This window comes from Rhodococcus sp. Eu-32, from assembly GCF_003336925.1.
In the GTDB taxonomy this organism is placed as follows: Bacteria; Actinomycetota; Actinomycetes; order Mycobacteriales; family Mycobacteriaceae; genus Rhodococcoides; species Rhodococcoides kyotonensis_B.
Map to the genome: position 1 here is coordinate 162,093 of NZ_QGNK01000013.1, position 16,990 is coordinate 179,082.

The window sequence follows — 16,990 nt, forward strand, 5'->3', positions numbered from 1 at the left end:
CCATGGCCATCGCTCGCTACGACTACCGCGATCTGCTCGAAACCAACAGCTACATCAGGAATCTCAGCGATACGACGTACTGGCTGTGCATCACGCGCACGGTGCAGGAGTCGAAGTTGTTCCCGATGAATCCCTACATGCTTCTGTCCTATCTGAACAGCTTCTACCGTCTCCCGACGCTTCTGCGTGAGATCGACGCCGCGACGCCTGCGGAGGAACTCGGCGACCGCGCACGCGAAGTGAGCCTGAAGGTCGACACCGTCAACGCCGCATGGGGAATGCCCGCCTTCTATCTCCTCGGCCGCGAGATGTTGATGAACTGGGGCCTGCTGCGCCCCGAGGACGCGGCCCAGGACGTCGTCGACGTCGTCGATTTCTCGCGTCGGTTCGCACTGTCGTATCACCGCAACGACGGCCACATCACCAACAAGGAATTCGGTGATCGCAGCCAGTTCCTCCCGGAGCGGACGCTGCAGGTCATCGAGGCCGATCTCCATGGGGTCCAGGCCGGTGACCGACTGCACGACGCGACGGTCAAGCTTCTCGCGCAGCTGTCGCAGTACGCGTTCCTCGCCCACTGCGAATGCCGCATCGGTATCCACAACAGCGGCCCGTACAACTTCGGCGACGGCCGTCAGATGGTCATGCGGGACTTCTTCGACCTGACCGAGGGCGACTACCCGTGGCTCGACGGCATCGCGACGGCCCTGCCGCTGAACAACCTCAGTATTTCGTTGGTGTTCAAGGACACCAACTTCAACCTGATGGACGACTGGGCGTCGTTCGAGGCGGAACCGACGTATTCGGCGTCGAACATCGTCGCGGTCGGTCTCTACACGTCCGATGCGCTGACCGACGGCTACCAGCCCGTCGGGATGGAGAATTCCGAGACGCTCGCCGAAACGATGGAGACGTATCGAACCATCCTCAACGAGGCGACGGCCGATCTGTGGAAGCGCATCGCAACGTGGTCGCGTGAGCAGATGATCGACGCCGGAGCGCTCGTGTACTCCTCCGTCGGCAAGGATTTCGCGCATCTCGCGGGAACGTACCGGCAGGACGACTGGTTCGAACTCGACGACCGCGCACAGCGTTTCAAGCCGTTGATGAACGACGAGTACGCCCGCGACGGCCTCGGTGAGATGGTCGGGCTGCTCAGTCTGCCGCACCAGAAGGCGAACGAGTACCAGATGGCCCGGTACTCAGGGCTGAACCAGCACATGATGACGGGCATCCCGTACGACGCGCTGCGCGAGCCCGAGCGTTTCGCGCAGACCGTCGGCGACCGTGCACTATTTTCCGGGTCGTCGACCATCGAACCGAAGACGGGACTGTGGGTCACCAGCGCCGGCCGTCTCGATATCGACGACTACAACGCTCGCGCAGCAGGTTTCACGCCGCGAACTGTCCAGGAGCCGTACCGGTACTTCGACGAGGAGTGGGTCAAGCGGAACTGGCACAGCACCGAGGCGAACGAGCTGTACTCGATCGGCCAGGAAACGTCCAGGACCATCGCCGGTCGCGGCGCGGGTCTTCGCCGAGCCGATCTGTCCTGACTCCCCCATGTGAGTGGAAATGCGTAGCGGGCTATGTATTTCCACTCACATGCGGCGCAGCCGCACTACCCGAGGAGAAATACATGCAGATCGGAGATCTGATCCGGCGAGCAGGCCGCCAGTTCGGCGATGCCCCGGCGATCGTGACGCCGTCGCGTTCGGTGAGTTTCGCCGAATTCGACCGCGCGACAGACCGACTCGGCAACGCGCTGCTCGCGCTGGGACTCGTGCCCGGTGACCGCGTCGCCGTCGCGATGCCCAACGGGATCGACGGCGTCGTCGTCTACTACGCGCTGGCCAAGGCCGGACTGGTGCGCGTACCGCTGAACGTGCGCGAGACCCCCGCCGAGCACACCTACAAGATCGACGATTCCCAGTCTCGCGGTTACGTGTTCACCGGTGAACCTGCCACCGACGTCGACGTCATGATTCGTGCCGCCGAGCTCGACCGGCTCGTCGCCGACGCGTCGGACACCCCGTGCGACGTGCGACGCGGACCGCACGAGCCGTTCCGACTCGCCTACACCGGAGGCACGACGGGCAAGCCCAAGGCCGTCGTGCTCACCACCGCAAGCGAACTGGCGGAGGTGGCGAATTTCCTCGTCGACCTGGTGCCGAATCTGAGCCCCACGTCGGCGATGCTGCACGCGGCGCCCATCACGCACGGCAGCGGTGCGTTCTTCCTGCCGCACCTCGTCAAAGGCGCCCCGAGCATCGTGCTGGAGAAATTCACTCCCGCGGACTTCCTCGAGGCGGCACGGAAATACAAGGCCACCAACACGTTCATGGTGCCGACGATGATCTCGATGCTGCTCGAACACCCCGACACCGCCACCGCCGAGCTCCACCTCGAACGCCTGTGCTGGGGCGGCGCACCGATGGCGACGACGCTTCTGCAACGCGGAATCGACACTCTCGGGCCCATTTTCGCGCAGCTGTACGGCCAGGCCGAAGCGCCGCTCGCGATCACGTGCCTCCAGCCGTGGGAGCACACACCCGAACGGCTCGCGTCGGCCGGCAAGCCGTACACGTTCGTCGAAGTGGACGTGCGCGACAGCGACAATCGATCGCTCCCGGCCGGTGGCGTCGGCGAGGTCGTGACGCGTGGACCGCACACGATGCGCGAGTACTGGCGTCGCCCCGAGGCGACGGCGGAGACCATCGATCCCGACGGGTGGTTGCACACCGGCGATCTCGGCCGGCTGGATTCCGACGGCTACCTGTACCTGATGGACCGCCGACACGACGTCATCATCAGCGGCGGCTTCAACGTGTACCCCCGCGAAGTCGAGGACGTGTTGCTCTCCCACCCCGCAGTGCTCGAAGCGGCCGTCGTCGGAATCGCAGACGATCATTGGGGAGAACGAGTTTCGGCGGCCGTCGTCGTACGCACCACCGTGACCGCCGAGGAACTGACCGAACACTGCACGACCCGCCTGGCCGGTTTCAAACGACCACGCCACATCGAATTCTGGGACACGCTTCCCACCAGCCCCGTCGGCAAGTCCCTCCGTCGCGAGGTACGTGACCGCATGAGCACCGAGAAGGAAACCACCCATGTCTGATTCGTATCTGCTCGCGCTGCACGCGCTGACGTTGAAGCAACTGTCCGACGTCGACGGCCTCGTCACGATCTTCGGCCAGGATGCCGACGACGTGAAGAAGGCACTCGAGAACGCCGTCGCCGAGGGCACTGCGATGGCGGCGCGGGACAAGTACATGATCACCCCGGCCGGTCGCACGGTTCTGGACGAGGCCTACCCGCAGTGGTTCGCACACGAACGCAGCGATGCCGAGATCGGTTCGGCGATGGAGTCGTTCGAAACCGGCGTCAACAAGCAGGTGCTGTCGCTGACGACGGCGTGGCAGACCGTCGAGGTCGCAGGCGAGCGCCAGCAGAACGACCATTCCGACAGCAGCTACGACGCCAAGATCATCGACAAGCTCGGCGCCGTCCTCGACCGCACCACCACCGTCCTGGCCCCGCTGACCGCCGCGCAACCGTCGGTCGATCGTTTTCTCACGCGCATCGCCGACGCCCTCACTCGCGCGGAGGACGGCGAGCTCGACTACGTCAGCTCGGTGCGCATCGACTCTTTCCACACCGTGTGGTTCCAGATGCACGAACACATCCTGCGCATCACCGGCCGGGAGCGTGACGAATGAGCACCATGCAGAAGACATCCACCCTGCAACCGGGTCACTCCGCAGGCTTAGCTCCTGCCTGGCTGGTCGTCCCCGACGGCGACGCGTCCGAACCCGACCGCGAGCTCGTCGGCGGCAAGGCGTGGAGTCTGTGGCGCATGGCGTCCCTCGGTCTGACGGTTCCTCCTGCTTTCGTCGTCACGACGGAGGCATGCCGCGCGTACTTCGACGGCGGAAAGACGCTGCCCGACGGCCTGATCGACGAACTTCGTTCCGGTATCGCCGGTCTCGAAGCGGAGCTCGGCCGCACGTTCGGTGGTAGCGACGCCCCGCTGCTGGTGTCGGTGCGCTCGGGTGCTGCGGTGAGCATGCCCGGCATGATGGACACGATTCTGAACCTCGGATTCACCGACGACGTCGAGGCAGCTCTCGCCGCGGAGACCGGATCACGCGAGTTCGCGGCCGACGTCAACCGTCGCTTCCACGCGTTCTACGGCCAGCTCGTCCTCGGCTGTGTCGACGACCTCGAGGGCCACGGTTCCGCCGCGGCCGTACGGGAGGCGATCCGCGCCGAGACCGGCGTCGACGTTCCGCAGGATCCTTGGCAGCAGCTCGAGTGCGCGGTCGCGTCGGTGTTCGAGTCGTCGCGCACCCGCCGCGCCATCGCCTACCGCAAGCACCACGGCATCCCGCAGGATCTCGGTACCGCCGTCACGGTGCAGGCCATGGTGTTCGGCAACTTGGACGACGACTCAGGCACCGGAGTCCTGTTCAGCCGCAATCCGTTGTCGGGTGCGCGTGAGGTCTACGGCGAGTACCTACCGCGCGGGCAGGGCGAGGACGTCGTCAGTGGACGCGTCACCCCCGAGCCGCTCGACGGCCTGGCCAGGCGAGCGCCCGCCGTGCACGACCAATTGCTGACCGCCGCAGAGCGATTGGACGTCGAAGGACGCGACGCGCAGGACATCGAATTCACCGTCCAACAGGGCACGCTGTACATGCTGCAGTCGCGGCCGGCGAAGCGGACGGCGCGAGCGGCGGTGCGTATCGCCGTCGAACTCGTCGACGAAGGGGTGCTGACACCGAGGGAGGCGCTGCGACGCGTCACGCCCGAGCAGGTCGCGACGGTCCTGCGTCCCGTCGTCGATTCCGACGCGGCAGCCGCGGCAGAGATGATCGCGTCGGGAACCTCGGCGTGCCCCGGCGTCGCGACCGGTGTGGCCGTCGCGACGCCCGAGGAAGCGGAACAGATTCCGAACGCCGTGCTCGTGCGTCGGACCACGAGTCCCGAGGACGTGCACGGCATGATCGCGGCAGTCGCCGTCGTCACCGAGACGGGTGGCGCGACGTCGCACGCGGCCGTCGTCAGCCGTGCTCTCGACACCCCGTGCGTCGTCGGTTGTGCCGACGCCGTGTCCGAGCTGGTCGGGAAAACGATCACGGTCGACGCCGTGTCCGGCCACATCTACGCCGGCGAACTACCGACGGTGGCGGTCGACGAAGCCGACGACTGCGACCTGCAGCGCCTGCTCGCGTGGGCTGTCGAAGCCGCACCGATCACCGTCGTCGGCGACGACGCCGATGCGCCGCAGCCCGTGTTCGACCCGGCTGCGACCGACGGCTTCGATCCCGACGCGACGCCTCGGGTGCCGGCGGGAACAGCATCCGTCACCGGCGCGGTCTTCTGCCGACCCGACGCGCTGCGCGCGGCTCTGCACGCAGGCGTCACCACCGTGGTCGCGCCCCGAGCACTCCCGGTGCTCCTGTCCGCGATCGCTCTCCAGGAGGAATCACGATGACCGACAACACGGCAGTTCCCACCGAGGTCACGATCCGCGAGCTCACCGAGCTCGTGCGTGAGTTCACCGAATCCGGATGGGCGAGTCTCGAACTCGACATCCGCGGGACCCGGCTCGTGCTGGGTCGGGATGCGGCGCCGAGTGCGGCTGACGCCACCCGTGCGCGGAAAGTTGGCCCAGAGACCAAAACGCACACGGGTGGCGAAGCCGCCCCCGCCACCCGTGAGCGGAAAGTTGTCCCAGAGACCGACTATGCGCGCACGGGCAACGAAGTTGCCGTGCGGTCCCCTGTCGTCGGGACGTTCTGGGTCGCACCGAGCCCCGGTGAGGCGCCGTTCGTCACGGTCGGACAACACGTCGACGAGGGCCAGCAGCTCGGCATCGTCGAGGTCATGAAGTTGATGAGCAACGTGTCGTCGCCGGTGTCGGGTACGGTCGTCGCGATCGAGGCGCAGAACGCGGACATGGTCGAATACGACCAGGTCCTCTTCCTGATAGCAGCAGACGATGCCTGACTACCGTCCGATCAAACGCGTCTTCGTCGCCAATCGCGGTGAGATCGCGGTGCGCGTCATCCGGTCGTGCCGCGATCTCGGCATCGAGACGGTGCTCGCCGTGTCGACCGTCGACCGCGATTCTGTGCCTGCCCGCCTCGCGGACCGTACCGTCTGCATCGGTCCGCCTGCCGCGGGCGCGAGTTACTTGAACATGCCCGCGGTGATCACCGCGGCCCTCGGAAGTGGTTGCGACGCTCTGCATCCCGGGTACGGGTTCCTGTCCGAGAACCCGGAGTTCGCGCAGATGTGCGTCGACCACGGGTTGACGTTCATAGGGCCGAGCCCGCACGTCGTCGCGGAGGCCGGGGACAAGGCGCGGGCACGCGAGATCGCCCGCAGCGCAGGCATTCCGGTACTTACCGGCTCGCCCATCGTCACCACCGTCGACGACGCGTCCCGCGCGGCCGCGGACATCGGCTACCCCGTCCTCGTCAAGGCATCGGCAGGCGGCGGTGGACGGGGAATGTCGGTCGTGGAGAACGACGCCGAACTCCGCGGACGATTCTCGGCAGCAGGCGCCGAGGCCCAGTCGGCGTTCGGCGACGGATCGCTGTTCGTCGAGAAGTACATTCGACGCGCTCGCCACATCGAGGTGCAGGTGCTCGGTGACCGGCACGGTTCCGTCGTCCATCTCGGAGAACGCGACTGCACGCTGCAGCGCAGACACCAGAAGGTCATCGAGGAAAGTCCCGCACCTGGCCTGTCCGACGACACCCGTTCCCGCATCAGGGCCTCGGGCCTCGCGTTCGCGCAGGCGATCGGTCTCGACAGTGCGGGTACCGTCGAATTCATATACGACGCGGACACCGGCGACTATGCGTTTCTCGAATTCAACGCGCGTATTCAGGTCGAACACCCGGTCAGCGAATGCGTGACGGGCGTCGACCTGGTGCGTCAGCAACTCCGGTCGGCGCAAGGCGACCGTCTCGATGTCGGCCAGGACGACATCGACACGCGAGGACATGCAATCGAGGTCCGCATCACGAGCGAATCGCCGAAGGACGGATTCCTGCCGCGCACAGGCACCTTGACGAGGTGGCGAGTGCCCGAGATCGACGGCATCCGCGTCGACACCCATGCAGAGGCGGGATACGTCGTCAGCCCGTACTACGACTCGTTGCTCGCGAAGGTCGTCGCTCACGGCACGGACCGCGACGACGCCATCGCGAAGATGCTCGCCGCGCTCGACGCCCTCGAGGTCGACGGTGTTCCGACGACGGCCGAGTTCGCACGATTCGCCCTCGACCACCGTGACTTTCGTTCCGCAGGCGTCAGCACCAACTGGATCGCCGACACCGGACTACCCGAATTTCTGGAGACATCATGACCAGTTTCATCGACTGCGCGCCGACGCTTCCCGACGGCCGCCGCCGCAAGATCGAGATCGTCGACCAGACGTTGCGCGACGGCCCGCAGAGCTGGTGGGGCATGCGACTACGACGCGACATGGGCATCCCGATCGCAGATCATCTGGACCGCACCGGTTTCCACACGATCGACCTCGTCGGCAGCTCGATCTTCGAGGTGCTGGTGCGGCACTGCAAGGAAGATCCGTGGGACCAGCTGATCTCGCTGTCGAAAGCCATGCCGCGCACCACGGTTCGGGCCGGCACGCGCAGCAACGGCATCGTCACGTTCGGTCTGACCGCGGACAGCGTCATGGATCTGTGGGTCCAGCGACTGTGCGCACACGGTATCGGCAGTTTCTGGATCTACGACGGCCTGTTCAACCTCGACAAGATCGGCAGGCTCGTCAAGACCGTACAGGCCGAAGGCGCAGCGGCCATTCCGTGCATTCTGTACGCGGACAGCCCGTATCACACGGACGAGTACTACGCCGCACGGACGAAGGAGCTCGTCGGCCTCGGCGCCGACGGCATCGAACTGGAAGATGCTGCGGGTCTGCTCACCCCCGACCGCACGCGCAGCCTGGTAAAAGCCATCAAGACCGCCGCAGGCGAGCTACCCGTCGAAGTGCATTTTCACAGCAACAACGCGATGGCACCGGTCAACTATCTCGAAGCCGCGCTCGCGGGCGCCGATCGCGTCCACACCGCCAGCCGCACCCTTGCTGCCGGGGTGTCGCTGCCGTCGACCGAGGTCACCTACTCGAACCTGAAGTACGCGGGCTTCGACGTCCATCTCGAGGAGTCCTTCTTCTCGCCCGTCGAGCAGCATCTCCAACGCGTCGCCGAGTACGAGGGTCTGCCGGTCGGCACTCCGGCGGAGTTCAACCTGTTCCTGTACCGGCACCAGTTGCCCGGCGGGATGACCGGAACGTTCAAGGCGCAGCTCGCCGAACGCGGCATGGCCGACCGGTTCGAAGAAGTGCTCGACGAGATGTCCACCGTACGCACCGAACTCGGCTATCCCGTCATGGCGACGCCGTTCTCGCAGCTCGTCGGCACTCAGGCGGTACTGAACGTCGTCACCGGCAAGCGGTACTCGGTCATCCCTGACGAGGTGCTCATGTACGTCAACGGCCACTACGGTGAGGCCGTTGCACCGATGGATCAGAACGTCGTCGACGTCATCCAGGCGTCGCCGAAAGCAAAGACGTACCACGATTGGGTTCCGGCCCAGCCGTCCCTGGACGAGTTGCGACAGCGGTTCGGCAACGTCGACGACGACGAGCTCATCCTGCGTCTTCTGGTTCCCGGCAACGAGATCGACATCATGCGCGACACCCCCAAACGCAACCGAGACTTTACGGCGTCGAGCAGGGAGATGCGCTACGTGCGCGAGCTCGTCAACGCGGCCACCGGCGCGTACCTGCATCTCAGCGCACCCGACTTCAGCCTCACGCTGCAGGGAGATCACTGATGACCATTCCCGTCGACGGCCGGGTGACCAAGCGCCGCCCCGGTTCCGTCAAGGGCGGCCTCGCCGTCGCCGACAGCCGGCCGGTCTTTCGCGACGGCCGAGTACACGGTCTTCGCTGCACCGAATGCCGCAACCCGTCGGCACAGCGGGACCTTCCATGGTGCCCGCTGTGCCGCGGCCGCGTCGTCCAGGACAGCTTCTCGCCGACGGGAAGCGTCTGGGCGTCGACCGTCGTCGCCATCCCGGTGGGCAACCGGAAGCCGCCCTTCGCGCTGGGGTACGTCGATCTCGACGACGGCCCGCGCGTGCTCGCACATCTCGCGATGCCGGAGACCGCTCCGATCGGCACCCGCGTCACGGTGACCGGCGTCGAACTCGGTGACCTCGTCGCGGAGGTCGTGGCATGAGCGCCGATCGAGACGTCGCAGTCCTGGGCGTCGGGACGTCGTCGTACGGCGCGTTTCCCGACCGCCGCGTCGAATCGCTTGCGTGGGAAGCAGTCACCGAGGCCGTGCGCGACGCGGACATCGACGCCACCCACATCGATGCGATCATCGTCGGAACCGTCTTCGGCCCACCGGGCGTCGCGACGCGCATTCAGCGGGGACTCGGGCTGCCGGGCATCCCGATGTGGACCATCGAAAACGCTTGTGCGAGCGGCACCGCCGCCTATCACGAGGCGGTCGAGGCAGTGCGATACGGTCGTTTCGACTGTGTGCTGGTGCTCGGCGTCGATCAGATGTCGACGTTGTTCACCGGCGCCATCGTGCCCGAGGCGACGGATCCCGAAGGCGCAGCCTCACTTCCGCTACCCGGCCTGTACGCGCTGCAGGCACAGCGGTACATCGGTGAGTTCGGCGTGACGCCCGAGCAGTTGGCGGCCGTCGCGGTCAAGAACAAGACCAACGGCCTCGACAATCCCCGGGCGCACCTGCGTACGGGTGCGCCGACCATCGAGGACGTGTTGACTTCGCGCGCCATCGCCGAGCCGCTGACGTTCCTTCAGTGTTGCCCGACGACGGACGGCGCAGGTGCGGCGATCATCGGAAGGCCGCGGGCGGGACGCAAGGACGTGAAGGTGCTGTCGTCGGCCATGGTGTCCGGCGCGTTGTGGGATCACGGCTCGCCGCACGTGTGGGGATTCGATTGTGTCGCACGGGCAGCAGAAAAAGCGTTCGACGCGGCGAGCATCGCCCCGCAGGACATCGATGTCCTGGAGGTCCACGACGCCTTCACGATCGGTGAGATCACGACGCTCGAAGCGCTGGGGATCGCCGAACTGGGCGAGGGAGCCGAGCTGGCGCCGTCGGGATACACCGCACGCACCGGGAAACAGCCGGTCAACCCGAGTGGAGGACTGCTGTCCCGCGGGCATCCGTTGGGGGCAACGGGCACAGCGCAATTGGCCGAGATCGTCTGGCAGCTCCGCGGTGACGCGGGGCCGCGTCAGGTAGCCCATCACGACATCGGCGTCGTCGAGACCATGGGCGGCGGCGCCGCGGGTATGGACGGAAATGCCTGTGTGATCAGCGTTCTGGGCCGCTAGCCCTCGTGCGCGCGAATGTATAGCCCGCTATACATTCGCGCGCACGGGTAGCTACTGCGACAAACGTACGACCGGGAGCACCCGGCTGCCCTGCCTGACGACGGTGACGTCGTCGGCGAGCACGATCTCCGACGGCTCCACAGCCGCGAATACTGCAGGTCCGCCGACCAGCTCGGCAATGTAGTCGGGCCGCGTCTGCCGCGTCCCGTCCGCCAGTACGGGAACGAGATGCCCCGGCCTCGTGAATTCGGACGCGGTCGCGTCGCGCCGAGACAGAGCACGAGCGGTGGCCGCGCGATCAGCCGCCGAGATGCCGGTGGTCGTTCCGAGCGAGACGTCCACCGACACCCGGGGATCGCCGAGGTAGAACGAGCTTCGCTGCGACCATTCGACGGGTGGCAGATCCAGCCGCTCGCACGTCTCCTCGTCGACCGTGGCGCAGACGAATCCCGATCCGAACCGAATCAGATGCGCCATCACCGACACGTCGACGGTCCTGGCGTCCGCCACGAGATCGCATCCGGTGCCACGCAGGTCGTCGACCACGATGACGGGCGCACCCTGCGACAGCGCGATCTGCGCCCGTCGACGTGCGGAGCGGAACCGTTCGGACGTGAAAACCTCTGTCGCCGCGGTCATGTCACACCGTGATTCCGACCTTGGACCAGAACGCCTCGAAGCTCGACGGCACCATGTCCGTGCCGCGCACGACCTTGCCGTCGACGAACCGATGCGTCATCACCATCGTGATGTCCAGCTCGTCGTCACCGAGCTTGCGGTAGGCCCGGACGTTCGCGGTCACGATCTCGTCGCCGACGACCTCGACGCTCTTCACTTCGTTGGCCGACGCGTCGAGCTTGGCCAGGACGCCGAACGCTTCGAGGAATTCGCCCTTCGTGTACAGCCGCAGGTCACCCTCGAGCGTGAATCCGGCCCACGTCATGTCGTCCGAGTACAGGGCGACGAGCGGTCCCGGGTCGCCTGCGTCCGCCGCCGCGAAGGCGGCCTTCAACGCTTCTGCATTCTGCTGGCTCATGTGAACCCTTTCTTCGTAGGCGTGCGGAAAGCCGATACTCCCCTGTGTCCCGTATCACTCTGACGACCGACGCCGCTCGTCGAAACCGGTCTACTACGTGGTCCACCACGGGGCACCGACACAACGAGATCTTTCGACGTCGATGCACCTGAGCGCGCATGCTCGGTCTTGCCGGTCGGGATCACGTGCCACGCGTGACCGTAGTTGACCCCCGAACATTGACAATCGACCCGGACATACACGAGAGTGATTCAGGTCTCACATCAAGGCCTGTCGAGGAGGCATCCGTGAACGCCGACGAGTGGCGCGAGATTCACACCCTGCACAGCTCGGGCGTTCCGATCAAGGGCATCGCACAACGGTTGACCATGTCCAGAAACACCGTCAGGCGAGCACTGTCGCTCGACGCGCCTCCGGACGACCGCCGCAGCGTCAGACGCACCCTGGACGACGGTACCGACGCCGCCATTCGCGACGTGCTCTCTGGCGAGCCGAATCTCGGCGTCGGCGAGATCGGCAGGCGCATCGGATGGGACGGTTCGCGGACGACGTTGACTCGCCGCGTCGACACGGCCAGGAAACAGTTGACGGAGTTGTCCGACGCCCCCGTCGAATCCGAACCCGCTGCGTCGCTGCCGAATTACGCGACGCCGTTCGTCGGTCGTGACTCGGAACTACGCACCCTGCAGCTGTTGGTCGGTACCGAGCGGCTCATCACGATCAACGGCCCCGGCGGAATGGGCAAGACACGCCTGGCCGTTCACGCCGCCCACCGGTTTCGACGCGCCTTCGCCGACGGGGTTCGCGTCGTCGAACTCGGTTCGCTGCACATGCCCGAGCTGCTTCCGCAAGCGCTCGCCGACGCACTCGGCCTGTCGGCCCGAGGCCTTCGGGGAACGTCCATCGAGAACAATCTGGTCGAGTACCTGTCCAGCAGACGCATGTTGCTCGTCCTCGACAACTGCGAACACCTGCTCGACGCCAGCGCTCGGCTCATCTCCCTGCTCCTGCGTGGCACGACTCAGCTGCACATCATCGCGACCAGCCGGGAGGTCCTCGGCATTCCCGAAGAACATCGGCTCGCGCTGCAGCCCATGCCGACGAGCGCGGAAACCCAGCATGGTTCGGCACCGGGCGCCGTCGAACTGTTCGCATCGAGGGCTGCGGCAATTCTGCCGACGTTCGAGGTCACGGCGTCGAACCGTGATGCCGTCGAACGTGTCTGCGCGCGGCTCGACGGGATGCCGCTGGCCATCGAACTCGCGTGCTCACGTCTGAGCGTGCTGTCCATCGACCAACTCTCGGACCGGCTCGATCGACGGCTCGATCTGCTGACCGAGGGAAACCGCACCGGGCCGACGCGTCACCGCAGCCTGCAGGCCACGATGGACTGGAGCTACGAATTGTGCACGCGCGAACAGCAATTGCTGTGGGCACGGACGTCCGTGTTCGTCGGCAGCTTCGATCTCGACATGGCCGAGCAAGTCTGCGCAGGACACGGCATCGGGACGCACGGCATTCTCGACGGCATCTTCGCACTCGTCGCCAAATCGATTCTGCAGCGTATCGAAGAGAACGGCCAGGTTCGCTTCCGCATGCTGGAGACGCTGCGCGAGTACGGCGCCGCGCAGCTCGGCCCGGACGAGTCCGATGCACTGCGCGACCGCCATTTCTCCTGGTGCGCAATTGTTCTGGAACGAGCGGCCGACAGCTGGTACGGTCCCGATCAGGCGTCGGCGAGCGAACGTATCCGCGACAACCGGGCCGACATCCGCTTCGCGCTCGAACACGCGCTGCGTTCCCCCGAATCCGATCGTGCACAGCGTGCCGCCGGCCTGATCGCCGACGTCTGGTTCCTGTGGGCGTGCGGCATTTCGGTGCCCGAACATCGGTTGTGGCTCGATCGGGTGCTGTCGCAACCCGAGTATCACGCCGTCCGGGGCCGCGCGTCGGCCACCGCAGGCCTGGTCATGACACTGCAGGGCGACCGCGAAAGCGCAGATGCCGTTCTGCGGCGGGCGTTGGCCGACAACGTCACCGAAGACCCACTCGTACAAGCATTCTCGACGCATGTGCTCGGCCTAAACGAGTTCTTCGCGGGTCGCTTCGAGCCGGCCATCGAATTCCTGACGGCGTCCGACGAGCTCTACCGAAAGATCCCCGAACGCGTGGACCTGGTGGGCACGATGAAGATTCACCTCGGCATGGTGCACAGTTTCACGGGGAACCTCGGCGGTGCACACGAGGCGTTCGAATCGGTACGGAGCTCCTCCGAAGCGAACGGCGAACTGTGGCTTCGTTCCTACGCCGTCTACGGTCTCGGCCTGGTCCACATCGTCGCCGAACGGTTCGCCGACGCCGCACAGTGTGCAGCCCGAGCCCTCGACCTCCATCAGGCGTTCGACGACGTCGTCGGCACCACACTCATGACGGACCTACTGGGTTGGGCCGAAGCCGAATCGGGCTCACCGGACCGTGCGGCGGTCCTGCTGGGGGCCGCGTCGGCCATGTGGGGATCGTTCGGCGAACAGCTCTACGGCTCCGGTCACTGGATCGGCAAACGCGAGATGTTCGAGCAGCGCGCGCGTGACGCGCTCGGCACACCCGAATTCGAGGCACGCCGCGCGTCGGGAACGGCGATGTCGGTGTCCGAACTGATTCGCTACGCACTCGGAACGGCACCGGCGTCACCGGTCGACACCGTTCCGACGGACGCGGTCGCACTGTCTCCCCGTGAGCAGGAAGTCGCCGAGATGCTGGCGAACGGCATGTCCAACAAGGACATCGCGGCCACGCTCGTGTTGTCGCCCCGCACGATCGAAGGCCACGTCGAGCGGGTTCTGCAGAAATTGGGCATGAGTCGCCGTCAGGAAGTCGCAGCGTATTTCGGAGGTCGTTCCCCACTTCCGCGCTGACGGGGTAGCCCGCAACTCGGTGCACATTTCGTCGACGACACGGCGGGATCCCGTCGATCTGCGCGAACAATGTGCAGTCAGTTGCGCGGACGGCCCGCTCGACCGCAGCCGAGCGGGCCCTGGCCGAGGTGTCGGTCAGACCTTGCTGAGCGCACCCGCGTCGATCGGCAGCGCGATGCCGGTGACGTAACGCGCGGCGTCCGACGCGAGCCACACGACTCCGTTGCTGATGTCGACCGGGTCGACCCACGGAATCGGCAGCGTGTTCATGGCGCCCTGGCAGGCGTCACGGAAGTCGTCCTGCGTCGGGTGTTCGAGGTCCGGCCGGAACAGCTTGTACATCGGTTCGTTGTCGATCATGTCGGTCAGCACCGACGTCGGGTGGATCGAGTTGCATCGAATCCTGTACTGCCCGAGCTCGTTCGACGCGGTCCGTGCCAGCCCGGTCACGCCGTGCTTCGCGGCCACGTAGTGCGCGAAGTTCGGGAATCCCTGAATTCCACCGGTGGAGGAGATCAGAATGATCGATCCACCCTCGCCCTGCTGGATCAGGTGCGGCACCGTCGCACGCATCGTCTTCCAGACACCAGACAGGTTGATGTCGATCATCTCGTCCCACTGCTCTTCGCTGAGCTCGTGCAGCGGAGCCGACGAGAAGATTCCGGCATTGGCGACGACGGTGTCGAGTCGACCCAGTTCGGCAATCCCCTCCGAGACTGCGGCTTCCAGCTCTCCCAGGTTTCGGACGTCGGCGACGACGGCGTGTGCGCGTCGATCGAATTTCTCGATCTCGCGCACGGTCTGGTCGAGGTCTTCACGCGTGGATCCGCGGTACTTCGTCGTCTCCGGCTTGCTGCAGAGATCGACGGCGATGACGTCGGCGCCTTCTTCGGCGAGGCGAACCGCGTGCGAACGGCCTTGTCCGCGTGCGGCTCCGGTGACGAGAGCTACTTTTCCGTCCAGCTGTCCCATGGTGAGTCTCCTTGTCCGTGATTACTTGTCGTAGCCGGGGACGATCGCGGCGGCTGCTTCGACGAGGCTGATCTGGTCGACGAGCATGTGCTGGGTCGCAACCGCGACGTCTCGACTGCAGCGGCCGAGTGCGCTGGGGTTGCGAATCGCCTGGCTACCCGCCCAGCGGTGTGCGAATTCGACGATCTCGCCTGCGACTTCCTGCACCCAGGTCGTCACCTGGCGCAGACGCGCACGTTGCTCGGCGGTGATCTCCTCGCCGCGGCGGGCGGTCTCCTCGGCGTCACCGTGTGCCTGGTAGACGTAGGCGCGAGCGGCCTGCAGCAGAGCTTCCTTCTTCGCGAAATCACGGAGAAACAGCTGAGATTCGCCGACGGGGCCGTCGTAACCCGGTCGCTGCTTCTTGGATCCGATCTTGACGACTTCTTCGAGTGCGCGCGTGGCGATTCCGAGTGCGACGGGTGCGTGTCCGCCGACACCGATACCGAGAAGACCGAGCTTGTAGACGGGTTCGGGTCGAACGGGAATGGTGGAGAACGTCTCCATCGTGAACCTGTCCGGCACGAAGACGTCGTCGACGGAGTAGTCGTAACTGCCGGTGCCGACCATGCCCATGACGTTCCAGTTGCCGAGGAACTCGACGTCGGTCCGCGGGACGAAGGCGATGCGGCAGTCCGGGCCACCGTTGGCGTCGAGCACGGGGTTGCCGTCGTCGTCGTGAACGACGAAACCGGCGCCGATCCAGGACGCGTGGGCCGAGCCGCTACCGAACTGGAAGCGGCCGGTGACGCGGTACCCGCCGTCGACGCGCACACCCTTGCCGGTGGGCATGATCATGCCTGCGGTGATGCCACGCGAGGGGCCCTCGAACATCTCTCGTGCACCGACGTCGTTCATGAAACCCACTGCGACGCCGGTGCTGAACGCGTTGGCCATGAGCGCCCACCCGGTGGAACCGTCGGCGCGAGCGATCTCCTCGATCACTTTCAGCGACTCGACGATTCCGCGTCCGCCACCACCGAGTTCGGCAGGAACGAGGAGCCAGAACAGCTCCTGTTCGACGAGGGCCTCGTACACGGCGGATGTGATGGTCGCGCCGGATTCGATGGCGTCGGCCTCACGTTCGACGACCTTCGCGACGATCTTGGCGCGTTCGACGTAGTCGGGCGAGAGGGTGGTGGAGGCGGTCGGAGCCTCGAGTGTGTCGGTCATTGCTTGGGTCGCCTTTCCGAGACGTCACTGTCAGTGCGTATGACTCACATCACAGTGCACTCGGAAAGGCGAGGCCGGAAGCCGGGTAACTACGTGATCACCTACGTGGTCACTCGCCCACGGTCATCTCTCCCATCTCGTTCCAGCCCGTCGCGTCGAGGGACTGGCTGATGATCTTCGGAGTGGATACGAGGGCCTGCGGCAGCTCCTCCATGGCTTTCTTGAAGTGGTCGCTGTTCACGTGCGCGCCGCCGGCGTCACCGTCGCGGAACGCCTCGACGAGCACGTAGACCGCCGGGTTTTCGAGGCTGCGCGACCACTCGAACCACATGTTGCCCTCTTCGGCACGGGTGGCAGCGGTGAACTCGGCGACGTGGTCGGGCCACTTCTCGGTCCATTCGGGCTTCGTCTCGAACTTGACGACGATGA

At 65.8% G+C, this 16,990-nt stretch carries 15 protein-coding genes; 10 read left to right on the forward strand and 5 right to left on the reverse strand.

The window, feature by feature from the left end; translation table 11 throughout:
- The first annotated feature begins 2 nt into the window (after positions 1-2).
- From DK926_RS17025 to DK926_RS17065, 9 genes are all read left to right on the forward strand, one after another.
- Positions 3-1,556, forward strand: coding sequence for a hypothetical protein (locus DK926_RS17025; RefSeq protein ID WP_243636864.1), 1,554 nt, complete (start codon positions 3-5; stop codon positions 1,554-1,556).
- Between the two features lie 83 nt (positions 1,557-1,639).
- Positions 1,640-3,121, forward strand: a complete 1,482-nt coding sequence (locus DK926_RS17030) for an AMP-binding protein (RefSeq protein WP_114331380.1) — start codon at positions 1,640-1,642, stop codon at positions 3,119-3,121.
- Entirely contained in the window at positions 3,114-3,722 is a 609-nt protein-coding gene (locus DK926_RS17035) for a hypothetical protein (RefSeq protein WP_114331381.1), read from the forward strand. The genes DK926_RS17030 and DK926_RS17035 overlap by 8 nt, the downstream gene beginning before the upstream one ends.
- Positions 3,719-5,500, forward strand: a complete 1,782-nt coding sequence (locus DK926_RS17040) for a pyruvate, phosphate dikinase (RefSeq protein ID WP_347812645.1) — start codon at positions 3,719-3,721, stop codon at positions 5,498-5,500. Before DK926_RS17035 ends, DK926_RS17040 begins: the two co-directional genes overlap by 4 nt.
- The gene (locus DK926_RS17045) at positions 5,497-6,015 is read left to right on the forward strand and encodes a biotin/lipoyl-containing protein (protein ID WP_114331382.1); all 519 of its coding nucleotides are present in this window, start codon (positions 5,497-5,499) and stop codon (positions 6,013-6,015) included. The genes DK926_RS17040 and DK926_RS17045 overlap by 4 nt, the downstream gene beginning before the upstream one ends.
- Positions 6,008-7,384: a biotin carboxylase N-terminal domain-containing protein gene (locus DK926_RS17050; protein WP_114331383.1), complete on the forward strand. Its 1,377-nt coding sequence runs from the start codon at positions 6,008-6,010 to the stop codon at positions 7,382-7,384. The genes DK926_RS17045 and DK926_RS17050 overlap by 8 nt, the downstream gene beginning before the upstream one ends.
- Positions 7,381-8,880 carry a carboxyltransferase gene (locus DK926_RS17055; protein ID WP_114331384.1) on the forward strand — a complete coding sequence of 500 codons (1,500 nt, stop codon included), beginning with the start codon at positions 7,381-7,383 and terminating at the stop codon, positions 8,878-8,880. The genes DK926_RS17050 and DK926_RS17055 overlap by 4 nt, the downstream gene beginning before the upstream one ends.
- Positions 8,880-9,287 (forward strand): OB-fold domain-containing protein, encoded by a 408-nt coding sequence (locus DK926_RS17060; RefSeq protein WP_114331385.1) that lies wholly within the window; start codon positions 8,880-8,882, stop codon positions 9,285-9,287. The genes DK926_RS17055 and DK926_RS17060 overlap by 1 nt, the downstream gene beginning before the upstream one ends.
- On the forward strand, positions 9,284-10,426 hold the full coding sequence (locus DK926_RS17065) for a thiolase family protein (RefSeq protein WP_114331386.1): 1,143 nt from the start codon (positions 9,284-9,286) through the stop codon (positions 10,424-10,426). Before DK926_RS17060 ends, DK926_RS17065 begins: the two co-directional genes overlap by 4 nt.
- 51 nt (positions 10,427-10,477) lie before the next feature.
- Here DK926_RS17065 and DK926_RS17070 read toward each other — a convergent pair whose 3' ends face one another.
- Together DK926_RS17070 and DK926_RS17075 are read right to left on the reverse strand one after the other, a co-directional pair.
- Positions 10,478-11,065, reverse strand: a complete 588-nt coding sequence (locus DK926_RS17070) for a 3,4-dihydroxy-2-butanone-4-phosphate synthase (RefSeq protein WP_114331387.1) — start codon at positions 11,063-11,065, stop codon at positions 10,478-10,480.
- A gap of 1 nt (position 11,066) precedes the next feature.
- Entirely contained in the window at positions 11,067-11,462 is a 396-nt protein-coding gene (locus DK926_RS17075; protein WP_114331388.1) for a nuclear transport factor 2 family protein, read from the reverse strand.
- 287 nt (positions 11,463-11,749) lie between these two features.
- On the opposite strand from DK926_RS17075, the gene DK926_RS17080 reads away from it, so the two are divergent.
- Positions 11,750-14,377, forward strand: a complete 2,628-nt coding sequence (locus tag DK926_RS17080; protein WP_114331389.1) for a LuxR C-terminal-related transcriptional regulator — start codon at positions 11,750-11,752, stop codon at positions 14,375-14,377.
- Between the two features lie 135 nt (positions 14,378-14,512).
- Here the strand turns inward: DK926_RS17080 and DK926_RS17085 are convergent, their stop codons facing one another.
- From DK926_RS17085 to DK926_RS17095, 3 genes are all read right to left on the reverse strand, one after another.
- Positions 14,513-15,349, reverse strand: a complete 837-nt coding sequence (locus DK926_RS17085) for a mycofactocin-coupled SDR family oxidoreductase (protein WP_114331390.1) — start codon at positions 15,347-15,349, stop codon at positions 14,513-14,515.
- 21 nt (positions 15,350-15,370) lie between these two features.
- Positions 15,371-16,561 carry an acyl-CoA dehydrogenase family protein gene (locus DK926_RS17090; RefSeq protein ID WP_114331391.1) on the reverse strand — a complete coding sequence of 397 codons (1,191 nt, stop codon included), beginning with the start codon at positions 16,559-16,561 and terminating at the stop codon, positions 15,371-15,373.
- A 109-nt stretch (positions 16,562-16,670) separates the two neighbouring features.
- Positions 16,671-16,988 carry a putative quinol monooxygenase gene (locus tag DK926_RS17095; RefSeq protein ID WP_243636865.1) on the reverse strand — a complete coding sequence of 106 codons (318 nt, stop codon included), beginning with the start codon at positions 16,986-16,988 and terminating at the stop codon, positions 16,671-16,673.
- Positions 16,989-16,990: the final 2 nt, after the last annotated feature.

Coding starts and splice junctions, on each gene's coding strand:
- DK926_RS17090 (WP_114331391.1), bottom strand. CDS start 16,561: ATGACCGACACACTCGAGGCTCCGACCGCCTCCACCACCCTCTCGCCC.
- DK926_RS17030 (WP_114331380.1), top strand. CDS start 1,640: ATGCAGATCGGAGATCTGATCCGGCGAGCAGGCCGCCAGTTCGGCGAT.
- DK926_RS17050 (WP_114331383.1), top strand. CDS start 6,008: ATGCCTGACTACCGTCCGATCAAACGCGTCTTCGTCGCCAATCGCGGT.
- DK926_RS17035 (WP_114331381.1), top strand. CDS start 3,114: ATGTCTGATTCGTATCTGCTCGCGCTGCACGCGCTGACGTTGAAGCAA.
- DK926_RS17040 (WP_347812645.1), top strand. CDS start 3,719: ATGAGCACCATGCAGAAGACATCCACCCTGCAACCGGGTCACTCCGCA.
- DK926_RS17060 (WP_114331385.1), top strand. CDS start 8,880: ATGACCATTCCCGTCGACGGCCGGGTGACCAAGCGCCGCCCCGGTTCC.
- DK926_RS17085 (WP_114331390.1), bottom strand. CDS start 15,349: ATGGGACAGCTGGACGGAAAAGTAGCTCTCGTCACCGGAGCCGCACGC.
- DK926_RS17055 (WP_114331384.1), top strand. CDS start 7,381: ATGACCAGTTTCATCGACTGCGCGCCGACGCTTCCCGACGGCCGCCGC.
- DK926_RS17065 (WP_114331386.1), top strand. CDS start 9,284: ATGAGCGCCGATCGAGACGTCGCAGTCCTGGGCGTCGGGACGTCGTCG.
- DK926_RS17070 (WP_114331387.1), bottom strand. CDS start 11,065: ATGACCGCGGCGACAGAGGTTTTCACGTCCGAACGGTTCCGCTCCGCA.
- DK926_RS17075 (WP_114331388.1), bottom strand. CDS start 11,462: ATGAGCCAGCAGAATGCAGAAGCGTTGAAGGCCGCCTTCGCGGCGGCG.
- DK926_RS17045 (WP_114331382.1), top strand. CDS start 5,497: ATGACCGACAACACGGCAGTTCCCACCGAGGTCACGATCCGCGAGCTC.
- DK926_RS17025 (WP_243636864.1), top strand. CDS start 3: ATGGCCATCGCTCGCTACGACTACCGCGATCTGCTCGAAACCAACAGC.